The sequence below is a fragment of the Shewanella sp. SR44-3 genome (assembly GCF_014163735.1).
Taxonomy (GTDB): Bacteria; Pseudomonadota; Gammaproteobacteria; order Enterobacterales; family Shewanellaceae; genus Shewanella.
Map to the genome: position 1 here is coordinate 32,434 of NZ_JACJDV010000002.1, position 16,343 is coordinate 48,776.

The following is a 16,343-nucleotide window of genomic DNA, read 5'->3' on the forward strand; positions in this document are numbered from 1 at the left end:
CGAATTCAGGTAAAATGCTTAGTTTAAGATTTATTCTAGTTCATCCATAAACTCATCCAGCAACACGTCATCTTCCTGAGTCGTTGGGACATTTCCATCATACAGCTTGTAATCCACATGCTGAAAATAAGCATCTTTAACAAAAGCATAAGGATCTAAAGCATTGTCCAGTAACCGTTCTCTATCGATGGCCTCGGCGCGATTATGCAAACTTTTCAGGCCCCATTTCAGCGCAGATTGCCACATAGTCAACTCCGATAAAGGAAAGTATAGACCATCAACCCAATCTGATGCGATTTCTCGAGCCACAAAAGGACCAAAAAAAGGCGCCATAAAATATGGACCATTTGGCACGCCATAAAAACCAAGCACTTCGTTAAAATCGTCCTGTTTACGCTCCATACCCATCATCTGAGCAACATCGAAAATACCCAAAATACCTAAGCTAGAGTTAACAGTAAAGCGGCCGCCAGCATTCGCAGCCCAGCCCCATTTCCCTTGCAACACGTTGTTAACCAAAGAACTAGGTTCATCTAAGTTAGTGGTGAAATTATTCACGCCTTCCTTTACTGGCAGAGGTATATAATCGTTATAGCCATGTGCTACAGGCTTAAGAACATACTTGTCTAAGTACAAATAGTTAAAGTCCCACATAGCTCGGTTAAATCCTTCAAATGGATCTCTAGGGTCAAGAAATTCAACTTCAACTTGGGTTTGATCTTCTGGCATTTCTGCTTCTTGAGCCAAAGCGTGTCCGCTTAATAAAAAACTTGAGGCGGCTAATATCCATTTATAATTCATAGGTCACTCATAAAAACTGCATGACAAAAATCTGCCATAAACACGATACGATAATTAAAGCTAATCTACTTTTGGTCGATAGCAAATTAGCGAGACAAAAAAATACTGTGTCATAATAGACATCATGTCGCAGTAATATTATATCGATGAAATATTCACGGATATAAAGCGACACAACAAACAAAAACTTAACATCTACACACTAAATGGCACGAACAGGGCATTTTAGGTAAGGTGTTCACTAAGTCAGCTCACAATTGATCCGTTATTATACAAATTAAGTTAACGATCGAACAGCCTAGATTTCTGAGCATAGGAACTAGATCAATGACTATTTATGAATAAATCACTAAATAAGAGTTTGTTATGTCTGAGCTTATCCCTAACACCTTAACCGCATCTGCACCACCGCAAGATCAGGTGCCAAATAAAGCTCAAGTTGATCAAACCTTAATACCCGCCACCGTCACTAAAAGCATTAACGCAAGCTCAGAGCTAAACTCCGAAACCGTTAACGCTGACAAGCAAACCCTTATACGCCTTACACTGCAAGGCACCCAATATCAATTAGCAACACAAGCTAAACTTGAGCTAGCACTGAGACAAAATAACGCCCAGCTGCAAGTGATGCTGAAAACCGAAGATGCAAGAGCCTTAGCACAAGGTCAAACAGAAGCTAAACTCACCTTACTCGGACAAAGCATTCAAATCTCACTACCAGGTTCATTGCAGCTGCTAGCGAATAAAAATGGAGTTAGCGATCAACAGCTACAAAGTCTAGCCCAAAGAACTCAAGGCTACCCATTAGGGATTACCCAATCTCAAGGTAATAAACTCAGTTTTGAGAATGGCACCAGTATAAGCCTAGACAGTAAATTACAGCTTCCAAAAGGAAGTTATATAGCCAATATTGCAATGCAAGGGACCCAGTTAATTCTTAAATTAACCTCAGTACAGGGGGAAATATCTATTCAACTTGCGCCCAAGGAATCACCGTCACTGCCAGTGAATAATAATCAAATCCTACTAACTAAAAATGAACCTGTTCAAATTTTGAATCAGTGGCTTAAAAAGCTTGAAGCGACCCCATTTTCAGCAAGCACTGAACAAGGCAAAACAAATATCACTCTCCCTTCGCTAACGAATACCTCTCAATCAAAGGGTAAGTTAGCTACAGATGCACTTATTCAGCAAGGATTAAAAATAACTAAAGCAGAAGTGAGCAATAACATAGGTGATGAACTCTCGAGCAAACAGACTGAATCAAAAACAAATCAATCCGCAGGTCTATCACCAACAGTCACTTTGAAGGATCACGCTAACAGCAACCACACTAACAATGGAACGCCACTACTAACGAAAGGCAATATTGAATTAGCGCCAATGGATGTACTGCAAAAAGCGTTGAGTAAAGCGGGTGCTATGCCAGAAAGGATCCAAAAAACGAGTAATGATGTTAATAATATGGCCAGTCAGTTATTAAAAAGCTTGCCGCAACTTGCCACTATGCCTTTATCTCAATATGCAGATCCACATTTACTGCAAGCCCAATTGACCAGTTTTAGCGCACTAAACTTAGCGCACAGCCCGTTAACTAGCCCTGCACCTTTAACTGGTGAGGCTATCACCACATTATTTCAATTATTATTGGGTTTTAAGGCCAGCAGTAACGGCCAAACGGTTTCAAATAAGCTCACAAAGCATTTACAGCAGCTGTCGCTCAATATGCAGGTAAGAATGACTCAAGGTTTACTCGGCGCATTAGACAAAGGCGCGAGTTTAGATAGCATGGCGCAATTGGCGACTAGCTTGGCTCTTTATCAGCAAGCCAGCACGGATCCTAACCAAAACTCAACCTGGTATTTCGCGCTGCCTTATTCTATAAACCAAAGGGATGAGCAACTTGAAGGCAAGTTTGAACGCGACAAACCTGATGAAAACGATCCTAAAAAAGTTGGTTGGCGACTACAACTTAAATTCAATTTATCCCAAGGCAGTATTGTCATCAACGCCAATCGCCAAGGTAAGTCTTTAGGGCTTAAATTTACCGCCAATAATGAGGAGCTATTAAAAAGAGTCACCCAATTTCAGTCACCGCTAAGCCAAAAAATGGCACAGATAGGCTTTGAGCTTAATGACTTTTCAACTCAACTAGGCACGATACCCGCGACCTTACTACCGGGTGATCATTACCTGGTAAAGACTCGTGCGTAAGGAGATCACATGAATAACCGCAAACAAGCAGTGGCGTTAAGTTTTGATGGTAAAAGCGCACCTAAAGTAACCGCCAGTGGCACTGATCTATTGGCAGAAGAGATTATCGCCTTAGCGAAAAGCTCAGGGGTATATATTCACAAAGACCCTAATTTAAGTAACTTTTTGCAAATGCTGGAGCTGGGGGAGGAAGTACCAAAAGAGCTATATTTACTCATTGCTGAGTTAATTTCATTCATCTATATGCTGGATGGTAAATTCCCTGAACAGTGGAATAATTTACATCAAAAAATTGTTGAAGCTGTGTAGGCGATTAGCGCCTACCTTTTATGCAGCCTAAGCAATAATTCAGCCTCAGCTTTAGGCAGCTCACACTCATTCATTAGTTCATCAATACCAGCACCCAATGACACCATTTTAACGGCCCTAGCGTAGAGTTTGGCCTGTGGATCGTTGTAGCTTGCTTCTTCAAGCATCTCAGATTGCTTGCCTAATTTCTTTTCAATTTCAAGCACTCGGCGTCCAACTCCTATGGTTCCGCTCCTTAGCTCTTGCAATTCACGCTTAACGGCCTCTCTTTGACGATCGCTCTCTTTTATCAACACAGTTAATGCATCAATTTTGGTTTTTAATTTACTGGTTCTACGCTGTAAATATAAAATTAACCCTAAGCAAGCCACAACATATGCTAATGCCGCGATTAACAGCTCATCGGCCATCGAAAATCCCTTAATAAATACCGTTATTGGCATCAAGCAAATATCAGACAAACAAATGCCAGCAATCAAGCTGGCATTTACGTCAAATCAACAACTTAGACGTCAGTTAACTCTGCCCATTCATCATCAGATAATAGCTTATCCAAATCAACTAGAATCAACAATTCATTGTCTCTGTTACTCACGCCTTGAATGTATTTAGCACTTTCTTCAGTACCAACATTCGGAGCATTGTCTATTTCTGAACGGCGTAAATAAATAACTTCAGCCACGCTATCAACTAAAATACCTATGACTTGTTTTTCAGCTTCGATAATTACGATCCGAGTAGAATCATCAACTTCCACAGAATCCAAACCAAAGCGAGCACGAGTATTAATTACTGTGACAACATTGCCACGCAAGTTAATGATCCCAACGACATAATCTGGCGCACCTGGCACAGGAGCGATTTCAGTGTAACGCAAAATTTCCTGTACTTGCATTACATTAATGCCATAGGTTTCATTATTGAGCTTAAACATAACCCATTGTAATACCGGATCATCTTTACTAGCAGCAACAGCTGCAATTTTTCTTGATTCTGTCATAGTTAACCTCAGTCAATCGAATCCTGACACCCTAAACCTGCATCTAACATTTCAATTAAAGCTTGTACATGCAAAATGCCACACATTTGTTCTTTTACAACACCAGCAAGCCATGGACGCTTACCCGGTTTATCACGCCAGTTAACGTGAGATTTATTAATTTTTACCGCATTAACTAAGGATTCACACGCTAATCCCCATTCACTGTCTTCTAATAATACAAGATATTGATAATCTATAGATTCAGCAAGCTCTTGTGAATATTTTTCTGGCATTACCCAAGCACAAGTATCAACCACGTTAAGTTTAGTATCTCTGTGAGTTTGCACACCTTTAAACCATTTAGGCCGACCAATTAAATGGCTAATACGTTCAATTTTAACAATACCACCTAAACTGACTAATGGAACCGCTAAGGTTAACCCTGCTACATTAAAGAATAGTACCTGAAACTCATCATCGAGAACTTCTTGTAAATCTTTTGTAATACTTGGTGGTACTGAACCAGTTTGAGTTTGTAGCGAAACAGCAATCTCAGGCTCAACAGCAGTTAAATCCTGGTCAATCACCACTGATTCAAGGTGCATATTTTTATCGGCAGAAAGAGTTATTTCTTTATCTTCCAATACCTTATTTTTATCAGACTCAGATACAACTGATGGAACTTTAGCCTCGGGTTGCAATTTTATTGCTTGTCGGATGAGCTCAGCTTTCGCTTTTATCCCTTGTTCTAGGGTTGTTTCCGTTGCAATAGCTGGTTTTGATACAGCTTCTAATAATTTTTCAAGCGCCTTCTTATCAACATCACGGTTAACTTGAGCTATGGGCTTTGGCAATATACTTCTAGCAACTGAGCTTGGCGCAACTTGAGTAAATGCGGCTTTTGGCTCGAGCAAGACCTTATTAGCTTCAACAGGCTTAAACTGTTTCGCTTGGGATGCAACTTTAACGATTGGCGCAGATTTCTCTTTTAACAATAAATCAAAAAAATCAACTACCGCATCATCAACCGACTTTGACATGAGAAAACTCCCCAGCCAAAAGAAAATCTAACAGTCTATCGTAGGCCTTCACACCGCGACAGCTTGGCGCATAATGAGAAGCTGGTATATGGGCTAAACTTGAATCACGAAATTTTGTATCTACTGGGATCATATCTGGCCACAATGCATGTCTATACTTATCTTGTAATACTTCAAGGGCTAATGGGGATGCTTTAGTTCGCTTATCATACATGGTAGGCAAAATCGTATAGCTATAACGGGTTTTCTTCGAACGCCCCATTAACTCCATGGTTTTTATCATTCGGTCTAGCCCTTTTATGGCTAGAAACTCCGTTTGCACTGGAATGATAATATGCTGACTTGCAGCTAAGGCATTAACCATTAAGACACCTAATACTGGCGGGCAGTCAATGATAGCGACATCATAACGATTTTCTAATAGGCTAAGTAAGTTTCGTAGGACCAATCCCATACCTTCTTGATGTCCAAGGGCACGATCTAACGTGGCCAATGCCATAGTGGCAGGAATAAGATCTAAACCTTCAACTTGTGAATGAACAATATGTGCCGTGATTAGTTCCAACGATAACTCATTGTGAGCCAAAAATATGTCATAAAGCGAACCAGAAACCGTTTCTGAGTCTATGCCTAAGTAATACCCAAGCGAAGCATGCGGATCGGTATCTATCATTAATACCCGCATACCCCGTTTAACCAGCGCACCAGCTAAACTTGCAACAGAAGTTGTTTTACCAACACCACCCTTCTGATTTGCTACTGTCCATACTTTCAAATCACGCCTCTCAAGTTTGCCTCAGATAAATTACTGGTTGCCTTTAGTTTGGCTATCTTCACGGGTCGTTACTCTGATCCCGCCATGGGGTAACTTTATGACTTTAACCCCATCTTCAGTTTCTGACACTATAACGCTATTTTTTTCTGGCGTACGGGATATGTCTCGTACTTTCACGGGTTTATGATCGTTAGATGTTTCTTTTACCGGTGTTTGACTAAACATATCTATCAATGCATGAGTTTGTTTTGGGTGTTGCTCCAGCCAATCTGCTATCACAGCAGCTTGTTCATCTGGCACCATAAGTAAAACCTGTGATTGCTGTAATCGATGAACTTCATCCTTTAGCAGTACCAGCTTATATCGTGACTCTAAATACAAACTGCCAAACACTAGGCTCAAGACTGTGGCAACAAATAAACTTAGCCCCAGTACAATACGACTCACACCTTTAGCCACGACTAGACTCTTTCAATATCGCTTCAGCCATTTGATCTAATGAAATTGACTGCGTAGATAATCCTGCAGCAGCAACTGCTTGGGGCATACCGTATACTACACAACTGGCCTCATCTTGAGCCCAAATGGTTGCACCTGTAGCTTTAAGCATACGCGCACCTTCTCGGCCATCAGCTCCCATGCCCGTTAATATTACAGCCAGTACATCACCATTATAGGCCTTAGACGCTGAAGCAAATGTAATATCAACGCTAGGCTTATAGGTCATATCACTGCTACCAGCCAACACTTTAAGGCGACTGACGCTTCCTGCTCGCTCCACCATCATCTGCATACCGCCAGGTGCTAAATAAGCACAACCTGCTTTTAATTGGTCACCATTCTCAGCCTCTTTGACTTCTATTTTGCACAAACCATTTAAACGAGTAGCAAAGGCCGGGGTAAACGCCGCTGGCATATGTTGAATTAATAAAATTGGATGTGGGTAATTAGCAGGAAATTGAGTCAATATTTTTTGTAGTGCAACAGGCCCACCTGTAGAAGTACCTATCAGCAGGGCTTTATATTGCTTACCACTGGCACGTATTGCAGCAGCTGAAGTACTCACTGGCGCTGGAGCTTTAGAAGGTATTGAGCTTAAGCTTGATGTTGGGCTACGACTTAAACTCGCCGTGCCAGCTAATGTGCTGGAACTGGATAAACCAGCACGTGGTGGCACACTTGTTCCAGCCGTAGTCGTAGAGCTGGTTGGACGAGAGATTGGTTTATAGATGCGTCTACGGCCAAGCTCACGGATCCTTTGCTGCAATAAGCTAATAGCTTCGTCTTTATTTGTAGCGATATCTTCGAAACGTTTTGGTAGAAAATCCAACGCTCCAGCATCTAACGCATCTAACGTTGCTTTAGCACCATCATGAGTTAATGATGAAAACATCAAAATAGGAATAGGGTTTTGAGCCATGATCTCACGGACAGCTGTGATGCCGTCCATGACAGGCATTTCTATATCCATAGTGATCACTTGAGGATTCAATTCCGCGGCCATTTTAACGGCTTCTTTACCATTAACTGCAACGCCTATCACTTCCAACTCAGGATCTTGATTAACAATTTCACTGACTCTGCGACGAAAAAAACTTGAATCATCTACAACTAATACTTGTATGGCCATTTAATTCCTTAACACGCTATAAAACTTACTTCTTAGAGCCAGCATAGTGTTTGAGTAATCCAGGGACATCTAAGATTAATGCGATACCACCATCAGAGGTAATTGTCGCCCCCGCCATACCAGGTGTGCCCTGCAACATTGAACCTAAGGGTTTAATGACCACTTCTTCTTGACCAATTAGCGCATCAACCACAAAACCAACCTGGCTGGTTCCTAACTGTAAGATGACCACGTGTCCGTGCTTCTTATCGCCATGCTTTAAAGTTGTCTTGTTTCTGTGCAGCCACTGCTCGAGATAAAAAAGTGGCACAGCTTTGTTTCTCACGATAACCGTTAACTGGCCATCAACAATATTGGTCTTAGTCAAATCTAAGTGGAAAATTTCGTTCACACTTGATAAAGGTAAAGCAAATATTTGTTTAGAAACATCAACCATCAATGTCGGCATGATAGCAAGTGTCAAGGGGACTTTAATTTCAAGTATGGTGCCCTTTCCCTTCACAGAATCAATATGCACGGTACCGTTAAGTTGGTTAATGCGGGTTTTAACCACATCCATACCCACGCCGCGGCCAGAGATATCTGAAATTTCAACTTTGGTTGAAAATCCAGGCGCAAAAATTAAGTTATAAGCTTCATTATCAGACATTCTGGCGGCAGAATCTTCATCTAATACACCTCGAGATATCGCAATCTCTTTGAGTTTATTAGGATCCATGCCAGCGCCATCATCTTCAATTTTTAATAAGATGTGGTCACCTTCCTGACTCGCAGACAAGGTGATAGTACCTGTACGTGACTTACCACTCGCCTCACGAGCAATCGGCATTTCAATACCGTGATCCACCGAGTTTCGCACTAAGTGGACTAGTGGATCTGCTAATGCCTCAACCAAATTTTTATCTAGGTCGGTCTCTTCACCTACCATGATTAAATCAATTTCTTTATTCAATGTTCGCGCTAAATCTCGTACTACTCGAGGGAAGCGACCAAACACCTTCTTAATTGGCTGCATGCGGGTTTTCATTACCGCACCCTGCAAATCTGCAGTTACTAAATCTAAATTCGCCAATGCCTTAGACATGGCTTCATCTTCACGAGTAATGCCCAAACTGACCAAGCGGTTACGTACTAGTACTAATTCACCGACCATGTTCATGATCTGATCGAGTCTAGCCGTGTCAACACGAACCGTCGTTTCCCCCTGAGGTACAGCTGTTGCTTTAGCAGGTGCTTTAGCGTCATCTTTAGGCTCAGAAGCTTTAACCACAGGTTTAGGTGCAGGGGGTACCGGAGCAGGTGCTTTAGCTACTGGGGCAGATGGTGCCACCGGAGCTGGTGCTTTAGCCACAGGAGCTGGTGCTGCTTTTGCAGGTTCAGCGCTGCTTTTGCCATGAAGCTCATCCAGTAGGCGCTCAAATTCATCATCAGTGATATCATCTGAATCTGTGGCGGCCGCAATTGGAGCTGGTGCTTTAGGTACTGGTGGCGGTGTAACATTCGCTTGGTTACCTGAACCGTGAAGCTCATCCAACAATGCTTCAAATTCATCATCAGTGATTTCATCACTCGGGGTGCTGCTAGCCACGGTTGTACTCACTGCTGGTTCTGCTTTACCTGGACCATGTAACGCATCCAGTAAGGCTTCAAACTCACTTTCATCTATATCGTCAATTGTGTCATTTTGAGTTGATTCAGTACTAACGTCTTCAATGACTTCGACCACTTCGACTTCAGGCTCAGCTTCTTCATAAACGGTTTCTACCACACCACCCATTTCAGAAGGCAATGGCGCACCAGAACTGAGCAGTTTTAGCTGTCCAAGAAGTTCGGCATCAACAGGGTCTTGAGCTTCCCCTTTCTGAGTTTGACTAAACATCATGTTAATTGCATCTACAGCCTGAAGGATAATATCCATCAACTCAGCATTAACACTCCGTTTGCCTGTACGAAGAAGGTCGAAGGTATTTTCTGCCTCATGGCAAACTGCAACCATGGGATTAAGGCTTAAAAAACCAGCACCGCCTTTAACGGTGTGGAATCCCCTAAAAATAGCGTTTAGTAGATCTGTGTCATCAGGATTATTTTCAAGAGCAACAAGCTGCTCCGACAGAAGCTCTAAAATCTCTCCAGCTTCTACCAAAAAGTCCTGGAGTATCTCTTCATCAACATCAAAGGACATTAAATTGACTCCTAATTAGAAACCCAGACTCGATAGCAGATCATCGACTTCATCCTGACCTGTGACCACGTCTTCACGTAATTCAGCGTTCATTATCGGTCCTTCTGCTTCTATCTTATTATCTACTTTAGCGACAGGAGTGCTTTCTATAGCAGTGTCACCAAATACTGTCAGCATGGACACTAGATTGTTTTCCACTTCTCTAACTAAATCAATGACCCTGCGGATCATTTGCCCTGTTAAGTCTTGGAAATCCTGTGCCATCAGTACTTCATTCAAGAGTTCACGTAGTCGGTTTGAATCGTGCTGACTATGGGACATAAAACTCTGTACATCGTGACAAAGGCTTTTAAATTCATCTAAAGCTATGTCACGTCGCATCAATTTTTCCCACATAGGGGAAACAGAATGAATATTGATAATAATGCTATCGGCCAAAGGGATGCATTCTTCAACCGCATCCATGGTTTTATTTGCAGCTTGTTCAGTCATCTCAATAACATAGTTTAGTCTTTCCTTGGCATCTGGTATTTCTGTATTGGCCAATTCAACTAATCTGTTATCAACTTGAAAATCCATTAATGCACTATGAAGTTGGCGGGTTAACTTACCCACTTCTTCAAAGAGTTCGCGCTGCAAAGGCCCCGCTAATTCTCTAATGACATCATCTGCTGTATCTTGATCACCCGCCTCAAGCAATTTAACAAGTTGCTGGGCTTGCTCGAGGGTAATAAGCCCCGATATTTTTGCCTGCATGACTTAATCCTTGCTTATGCGAGTCGCTCAAAGATTTTATCTAACTTTTCTTTAAGAGTTGCTGCGGTAAATGGCTTTACAACATAACCATTTACCCCGGCTTGTGCTGCTGCAATAATCTGCTCACGCTTTGCTTCTGCAGTTACCATAAGAACAGGTAAGTGCTTCAACGAATCATCTGCACGAATCGCTTTGAGAAGATCGATACCCTGCATCCCTGGCATGTTCCAATCAGTAACGACGAAATCGAAGTCACCTTTTTGCAACATGGGTAGGGCTGTAGAGCCATCATCTGCTTCTTGGGTATTGTTAAATCCCAAGTCTCGCAACAAGTTCTTGATGATACGTCTCATTGTTGAAAAGTCGTCAACAATAAGAATCTTCATATTCTTGTCCAAGGTTTCCTCCGGTGAGCTGACACTCTTTTTGCTCTATTAATAATTATGTTTGTGTCCAATGCTTGAGTTTAGCTTTTAATCTGAGCATAGCCTGACTTAAAATCTGACTGACTCTGGATTCGCTAACTTCAAGTATGGCGCCAATTTCTTTTAAATTTAGTGCTTCATCATAATAAAGCGATAACACTAAAGCATCTCTTTCTGGCAATGTTTTAATTGCTTCAACCAGCGCTGATTGGAATTGAGTTTCAACTAATTCATCAAAGGATTTATCCATTGATGTCTCTTCGGTAACAATCACATCCTGTGATACACCCAAATCTTCTATGCCTATGATTTTTCCAACAGAAACATCATTTAAGATATGATGGTACTCATCGAGTGACATATCAAGTTTTTCTGCAATTTCTGTGTCACGCGCATCTCTTCCAAAGTGTTGTTCTAGCTCATCAATCACCTGAGCCACGCGCCTTTGATTGCGATGCACTGAGCGTGGAACCCAGTCTCCTCGGCGAATTTCATCAATCATGGCACCACGAATTCGAATTCCTGCAAAGGTTTCAAACTTAGCACCCTTGGTACCATCAAATTTTGAAGCAGCTTCCAGCAGCCCCATCATTCCCGCTTGCAGCAAATCATCCAGTTGCACCGATGCAGGTAATCTTGCAAGCATATGATGAGCAATTTTTTTCACCAACGGAGCATACTGTTCAATAACGGACGACTTATCATCGAACTGAGTATACGCTGCGGCTTTATTCACTCACTCTATCCTCTTGTAATTCTTTACGTTGAACCAAACGTTCGACAAAGAATTCTAAATGACCACCGGGCTGCTGTGGAACGGGCCAAGTCATCACCTTATTCGCCAAGCCATGATAAGCAATGGCTGAAGGTGACTTTGGAAATGCTTCGATGACAAGTTTTTGTTTACGAACTGCTTTACGTAAGTTTTCATCAAATGGCACTGTTGCGACTAATTCTAGAGCAACATCCAAAAATCTGTCAGTCACTTTACTGAGTTTAGCAAATAATTCCATGCCTTCACGCAAACTTCGCACCATATTGGCCACAATTTTGAAGCGGAACACACCATGCTCTCGACTTAAAATCTTAATTAAAGCATAAGCATCGGTAATTGAGGTCGGTTCATCACAAACAACCACAACCACATCTTGAGCCGCACGAGAGAAACTCAAAACCATATCAGAAATACCCGCAGCGGTATCAACAATGAGAATATCGAACTGAGTACGCATTTCGCTAAACGCACGAATAAGACCTGCATGTTGTGCAGGCGTTAATTCAACCATGGATTGGGAGCCAGAAGTGGCAGGAACTATACCAATGCCTTTAGGGCCGCGAACAATAATATCATCAAGCTCAGCTTCTCCCTTTAATACATGGGATAGATTGCGCTCTGCGCGGATGCCAAGCATGACATCAACATTTGCCAGACCTAAATCGGCATCGAGTACTAATACTCGTTTACCTTTTTCAGCAAGAGCCACTGCGGTATTGATTGAAACGCTAGTTTTACCTACGCCTCCCTTACCGCCAGTCACGGCAATTACTTTTACTTTTTCGTTATACGGTTGATTCATCATACGTAAACCACTTGCTTGATCTCGGGTCATATCTTTACTCGAATGCATAGGCCATGTCATTTGACCATGCCGTGTCTTTTGTCGATTGTAGTTCAGTTTCGTTCATTGCCGCTAGTGCTTGTTTCGCTAATACTAAGGTATCTGCGACTTTCATGTCTTCTGGAACCCTTTGACCATCAGTAACATAGCTTAATGGCAATTCATTTTGAATTAATACACTTAAAGCGCCCGCTATGGAGACAGACTCATCCAGCTTAGTGAGCACAACCCCAGATAAAGGAATGCGTTTAAAATGGGTCACGGCATCTTGTAACACTCGGCGCTGCCCTGTCGCTGACAGTACTAAGTAGCTACGGATAGGAATTTTACTATTTGCCGTTAGATTATCGAGCTGTTGATAGAGACGCATATCCCGTTGTCCCATACCAGCGGTATCAATTAATACTAGCTTGCGATTCCTAAACTGATAAATAATTTGTTCTAATTCAGCTAGATCATGAGCTTGCTTTACAGGACATCCCATTATTTTGCCATAGGTTGCTAACTGTTCGAAAGCTCCGATTCGATAATGATCAGTAGTGATGAGTGCCACTTGCTCTGGACCATGTTGAGCTGCAAATCGTGCTGCAAGCTTAGCCAAAGAGGTTGTCTTCCCAACACCTGTAGGGCCTACAAAAGCCACGACCCCTCCACGCCTAACAATATCATCACCTTGATTATCAAGAAGATTGGCTAGTGTCTGCGGCAAAGCCCGCACTAAATCTACTGGTGTATAATGCTGACTAAGTCCCGCAAGTTTTGCCGCTATAGGCGCTGAGAATTCTGCAGCTAATAATTTACTTTCCAGCATAGCACCCATGGGATCTGTGCGTTTTTTCTGATCTTTCATTAATGCCGATACTTGATGAGTCAATAGGTTGCGCAGTGACGCCATTTCATCTTTAAGAGCATCAAAATCAGCTTGGTTATGCTTAGTATTTTTTTGAGGCTTATCGGCAAACGATGCAGTTTGAAAACTAGCCGCGGGCTGAGGTTTTTTCGAGGCCTCTAATTGCTTGGCCCACTCTGGGAGCTCAGGATCATTATTCTGTGATGCCATTTGCTGCTGTAATCGAGAATGCTGCTTCTCAAGTAATGCTTGCAGAGAATCGGCAACTGGCGGAGGATTTAGTTTAGTCTCAGCTTTAATTGCAGGCTTTGCGCCGATAGACACTCTGTCTTCGCTGACGTCCATAAAACCTGGTACTGGAGTATTAACCTTAGCGCTGACCTTTGGCTCGTCGTAATCCACAGCAGCAACGATCTCTATGCCACCAGTGACCTTCTTATTGGACATGATAACGGCATCAGAACCTAGCGTGTCTTTGACTTGAGCTAATGCTCCGCGCATATCTTTGGCAAAAAATCGTTTAATTTTCACTTATGCACCCTCAAAATTCTGTTTTCATCGCTATTGGCCCACTGCCGATACTATTCGAATTTGCTTTTCATCAGGAATTTCTTGATAAGAAATTACCCTTAAATTCGGAATTGTGTACTTAACAAAGCGTGATAACGTTGACCGTAACATGCCTGATGTCAACAAAATGGCTGGTTGCCCGACCATTTCTTGCTTTTGCGCTGCACTTAATAGCGATTGTTGCATCCGCTCTGCAAGACCTGGTTCAATATTTGGACCTTCACCACCTGTTGCCTGCATTGACTTATGCAACATTTGTTCCAACTCTGGCGCCAATGTTATGACAGGAATTTCTAATTCGGGGCCTGAAAGCTCTTGCATTATCATTCGTTTGAGTGCAATACGCACTGCGGCGGTTAAGACTTCAGTATCGGCGCTCTTGCTGCCATATTCTAACAGGGTTTGCACTATGGTGCGCAGATCTCTGACAGAAACTCCTTCATTAAGAAGATTTTGCATCACTTTAACCACACTGCCCAGTGGCATGATATCGGGAATAAAGCCGTCAACCAATTTAGGTGACTGACGCGCCAGCATATCCATGAGCTGTTGTACTTCTTCATAACCGAGTAATTTAGCCGCATTATTAGTCAGCACTTGGCTAATATGAGTCGCGACAACTGTCGCAGTATCAACGACTGTATAACCTAAGGTTTGTGCATGCTCACGCTGCTCTGCATTGATCCAGACAGCCTCTAGGCCAAACGCAGGATCTGTTGTTTCTATGCCATCTAGCTTGCCATACACTTGCCCTGGATTGATAGCAAGTTCACAGTCATGCCTAACTTCAGCTTCACCGACCACAACTCCCATTAATGAAATCCGGTAGGCATTTGGAGATAAATCTAAATTATCGCGGATATGAACTGCTGGAACCAAAAAGCCCAGTTCTTGAGATAACTTCTTACGCACGCCCTTAATTCTACCGAGCAATTCGCCGCCCTGACCTTTATCCACTAAAGGAATTAAACGATAACCCACTTCAAGACCAATAGTATCAACATGACGTACATCATCCCAACTAAGATCTTTAGGCTCTTTATCTTTAATCTCACTCGGGCCTTTTATTGCCAATTCTAAGGCTTCTTCTTTTTTAGTTTTAATGCGTTTTTGAATATAAAAAGCCGTTCCTGCGGTAATCGCAGCGAAGCTTAGGAAAGCCACATGTGGCATACCAGGGACGATACCCATGGTAAATAATAATCCTGATGCTATAGCCAGAGCTTTAGGACTTTCAAACATTTGACTGATGAGCATTTTCCCCATGTCACCAGATTCATTCTGTCGGGTAACCATTAGCGCTGCTGCAATAGAAAGCAAAAGGCCGGGTATTTGCGCGACTAAGCCATCGCCTATGGTCAATAAGGTATAAATTTCTGCTGCTGTGGAGAAGTCCAGCCCATGCTGCAGCATACCGATAATAAAACCACCTAAGATATTGATGACCAAAATCATGATCCCAGCAATCGCATCACCCTTTACAAACTTAGAAGCACCATCCATCGCACCATAAAAATCGGCCTCCTTGGTTACTTCAGCTCGGCGGATCCTGGCTTGTTCTTGGGTTAATACCCCAGCATTTAAATCAGCATCAATAGCCATCTGTTTGCCAGGCATAGCATCCAAAGTAAAGCGAGCGCTTACCTCTGAAATACGCCCTGCACCTTTGGTCACTACCGCAAAGTTAATGATGATCAAAATCAAAAACACGATTAAACCAACGGCATAGTTACCGCCAATCACCACTGAGCCAAACGCCTCAATCACTTTACCGGCGGCATCACCACCATTATGCCCCTCAAGTAGCACGACTCGAGTGGAAGCCACATTGAGCGCTAAGCGAAGTAAGGTTGCGATCAGTAGCACGGTTGGAAAAGCGGCAAAATCGAGCGGTCTATCGGTATAAATGGCAACAAGTAATATCACCAAAGCTAAAGAAATGTTAAATGAGAATAATATATCCAGCAGGAAAGGAGGTATGGGTAAAACGACCATGCCTAATGCAGCCAGTACCAGCAAAGGCGTACCTATGCCTTTAAAGCTACTAATGCGGATCGATTTTATTTGCCCTAACGCGGCTTTTACTTCCATTGGCTATTGACCTTAATGCTGCATTTTTGACACTGATAATAGTGAAAAGCAAAAAACGAGCCAATTATTAGAATTCAGTTTGACACCAAGGTCAATCTT

At 42.4% G+C, this 16,343-nt stretch carries 16 protein-coding genes; 2 read left to right on the top strand and 14 right to left on the bottom strand.

Annotated elements, in window-relative coordinates; genetic code table 11:
* Nucleotides 1-30 precede the first annotated feature (30 nt).
* Nucleotides 31-801, bottom strand: a complete 771-nt coding sequence (locus H5073_RS01605) for a VacJ family lipoprotein (protein ID WP_182676376.1) — start codon at nucleotides 799-801, stop codon at nucleotides 31-33.
* 366 nt (nucleotides 802-1,167) lie between these two features.
* Between H5073_RS01605 and H5073_RS01610 the strand changes: the two genes are divergently transcribed.
* Both H5073_RS01610 and H5073_RS01615 read left to right on the top strand, forming a co-directional pair.
* Complete coding sequence (locus H5073_RS01610; protein ID WP_182676377.1) at nucleotides 1,168-3,015, top strand: hypothetical protein; 1,848 nt, start codon at nucleotides 1,168-1,170, stop codon at nucleotides 3,013-3,015.
* A 9-nt stretch (nucleotides 3,016-3,024) separates the two neighbouring features.
* Nucleotides 3,025-3,324, top strand: a complete 300-nt coding sequence (locus H5073_RS01615; RefSeq protein WP_182676378.1) for an EscU/YscU/HrcU family type III secretion system export apparatus switch protein — start codon at nucleotides 3,025-3,027, stop codon at nucleotides 3,322-3,324.
* A gap of 11 nt (nucleotides 3,325-3,335) precedes the next feature.
* Here the strand turns inward: H5073_RS01615 and H5073_RS01620 are convergent, their stop codons facing one another.
* From H5073_RS01620 to flhA, 13 genes are all read right to left on the bottom strand, one after another.
* Nucleotides 3,336-3,734: a DUF2802 domain-containing protein gene (locus tag H5073_RS01620; RefSeq protein WP_182676379.1), complete on the bottom strand. Its 399-nt coding sequence runs from the start codon at nucleotides 3,732-3,734 to the stop codon at nucleotides 3,336-3,338.
* A gap of 95 nt (nucleotides 3,735-3,829) precedes the next feature.
* A complete protein-coding gene (locus tag H5073_RS01625) occupies nucleotides 3,830-4,324 on the bottom strand; it encodes a chemotaxis protein CheW (protein WP_182676380.1) in 495 nt (164 codons plus the stop codon).
* Between the two features lie 8 nt (nucleotides 4,325-4,332).
* Entirely contained in the window at nucleotides 4,333-5,346 is a 1,014-nt protein-coding gene (locus H5073_RS01630) for a chemotaxis protein CheW (RefSeq protein WP_182676381.1), read from the bottom strand.
* Nucleotides 5,330-6,121, bottom strand: a complete 792-nt coding sequence (locus H5073_RS01635; protein ID WP_182676382.1) for a ParA family protein — start codon at nucleotides 6,119-6,121, stop codon at nucleotides 5,330-5,332. The genes H5073_RS01630 and H5073_RS01635 overlap by 17 nt, the downstream gene beginning before the upstream one ends.
* Before the next feature lie 30 nt (nucleotides 6,122-6,151).
* Nucleotides 6,152-6,580: a membrane anchored protein in chemotaxis locus gene (locus H5073_RS01640; protein WP_310734216.1), complete on the bottom strand. Its 429-nt coding sequence runs from the start codon at nucleotides 6,578-6,580 to the stop codon at nucleotides 6,152-6,154.
* Nucleotides 6,573-7,751, bottom strand: a complete 1,179-nt coding sequence (locus H5073_RS01645) for a chemotaxis response regulator protein-glutamate methylesterase (protein ID WP_182676383.1) — start codon at nucleotides 7,749-7,751, stop codon at nucleotides 6,573-6,575. Before H5073_RS01645 ends, H5073_RS01640 begins: the two co-directional genes overlap by 8 nt.
* A gap of 25 nt (nucleotides 7,752-7,776) precedes the next feature.
* On the bottom strand, nucleotides 7,777-9,933 hold the full coding sequence (locus tag H5073_RS01650; RefSeq protein ID WP_182676384.1) for a chemotaxis protein CheA: 2,157 nt from the start codon (nucleotides 9,931-9,933) through the stop codon (nucleotides 7,777-7,779).
* Between the two features lie 15 nt (nucleotides 9,934-9,948).
* The gene (locus H5073_RS01655; RefSeq protein WP_182676385.1) at nucleotides 9,949-10,689 is read right to left on the bottom strand and encodes a protein phosphatase CheZ; all 741 of its coding nucleotides are present in this window, start codon (nucleotides 10,687-10,689) and stop codon (nucleotides 9,949-9,951) included.
* Nucleotides 10,690-10,703: 14 nt separating this feature from the next.
* The gene (gene cheY, locus H5073_RS01660) at nucleotides 10,704-11,087 is read right to left on the bottom strand and encodes a chemotaxis response regulator CheY (RefSeq protein WP_007649667.1); all 384 of its coding nucleotides are present in this window, start codon (nucleotides 11,085-11,087) and stop codon (nucleotides 10,704-10,706) included.
* A 43-nt stretch (nucleotides 11,088-11,130) separates the two neighbouring features.
* Nucleotides 11,131-11,850 (bottom strand): RNA polymerase sigma factor FliA, encoded by a 720-nt coding sequence (locus H5073_RS01665; RefSeq protein WP_182676386.1) that lies wholly within the window; start codon nucleotides 11,848-11,850, stop codon nucleotides 11,131-11,133.
* Nucleotides 11,843-12,724, bottom strand: coding sequence for a MinD/ParA family protein (locus H5073_RS01670; protein WP_259394790.1), 882 nt, complete (start codon nucleotides 12,722-12,724; stop codon nucleotides 11,843-11,845). The genes H5073_RS01665 and H5073_RS01670 overlap by 8 nt, the downstream gene beginning before the upstream one ends.
* 4 nt (nucleotides 12,725-12,728) lie before the next feature.
* Nucleotides 12,729-14,114 carry a flagellar biosynthesis protein FlhF gene (gene flhF, locus H5073_RS01675; protein WP_182676387.1) on the bottom strand — a complete coding sequence of 462 codons (1,386 nt, stop codon included), beginning with the start codon at nucleotides 14,112-14,114 and terminating at the stop codon, nucleotides 12,729-12,731.
* A gap of 30 nt (nucleotides 14,115-14,144) precedes the next feature.
* The gene (gene flhA, locus H5073_RS01680) at nucleotides 14,145-16,244 is read right to left on the bottom strand and encodes a flagellar biosynthesis protein FlhA (RefSeq protein WP_182676388.1); all 2,100 of its coding nucleotides are present in this window, start codon (nucleotides 16,242-16,244) and stop codon (nucleotides 14,145-14,147) included.
* Nucleotides 16,245-16,343: the final 99 nt, after the last annotated feature.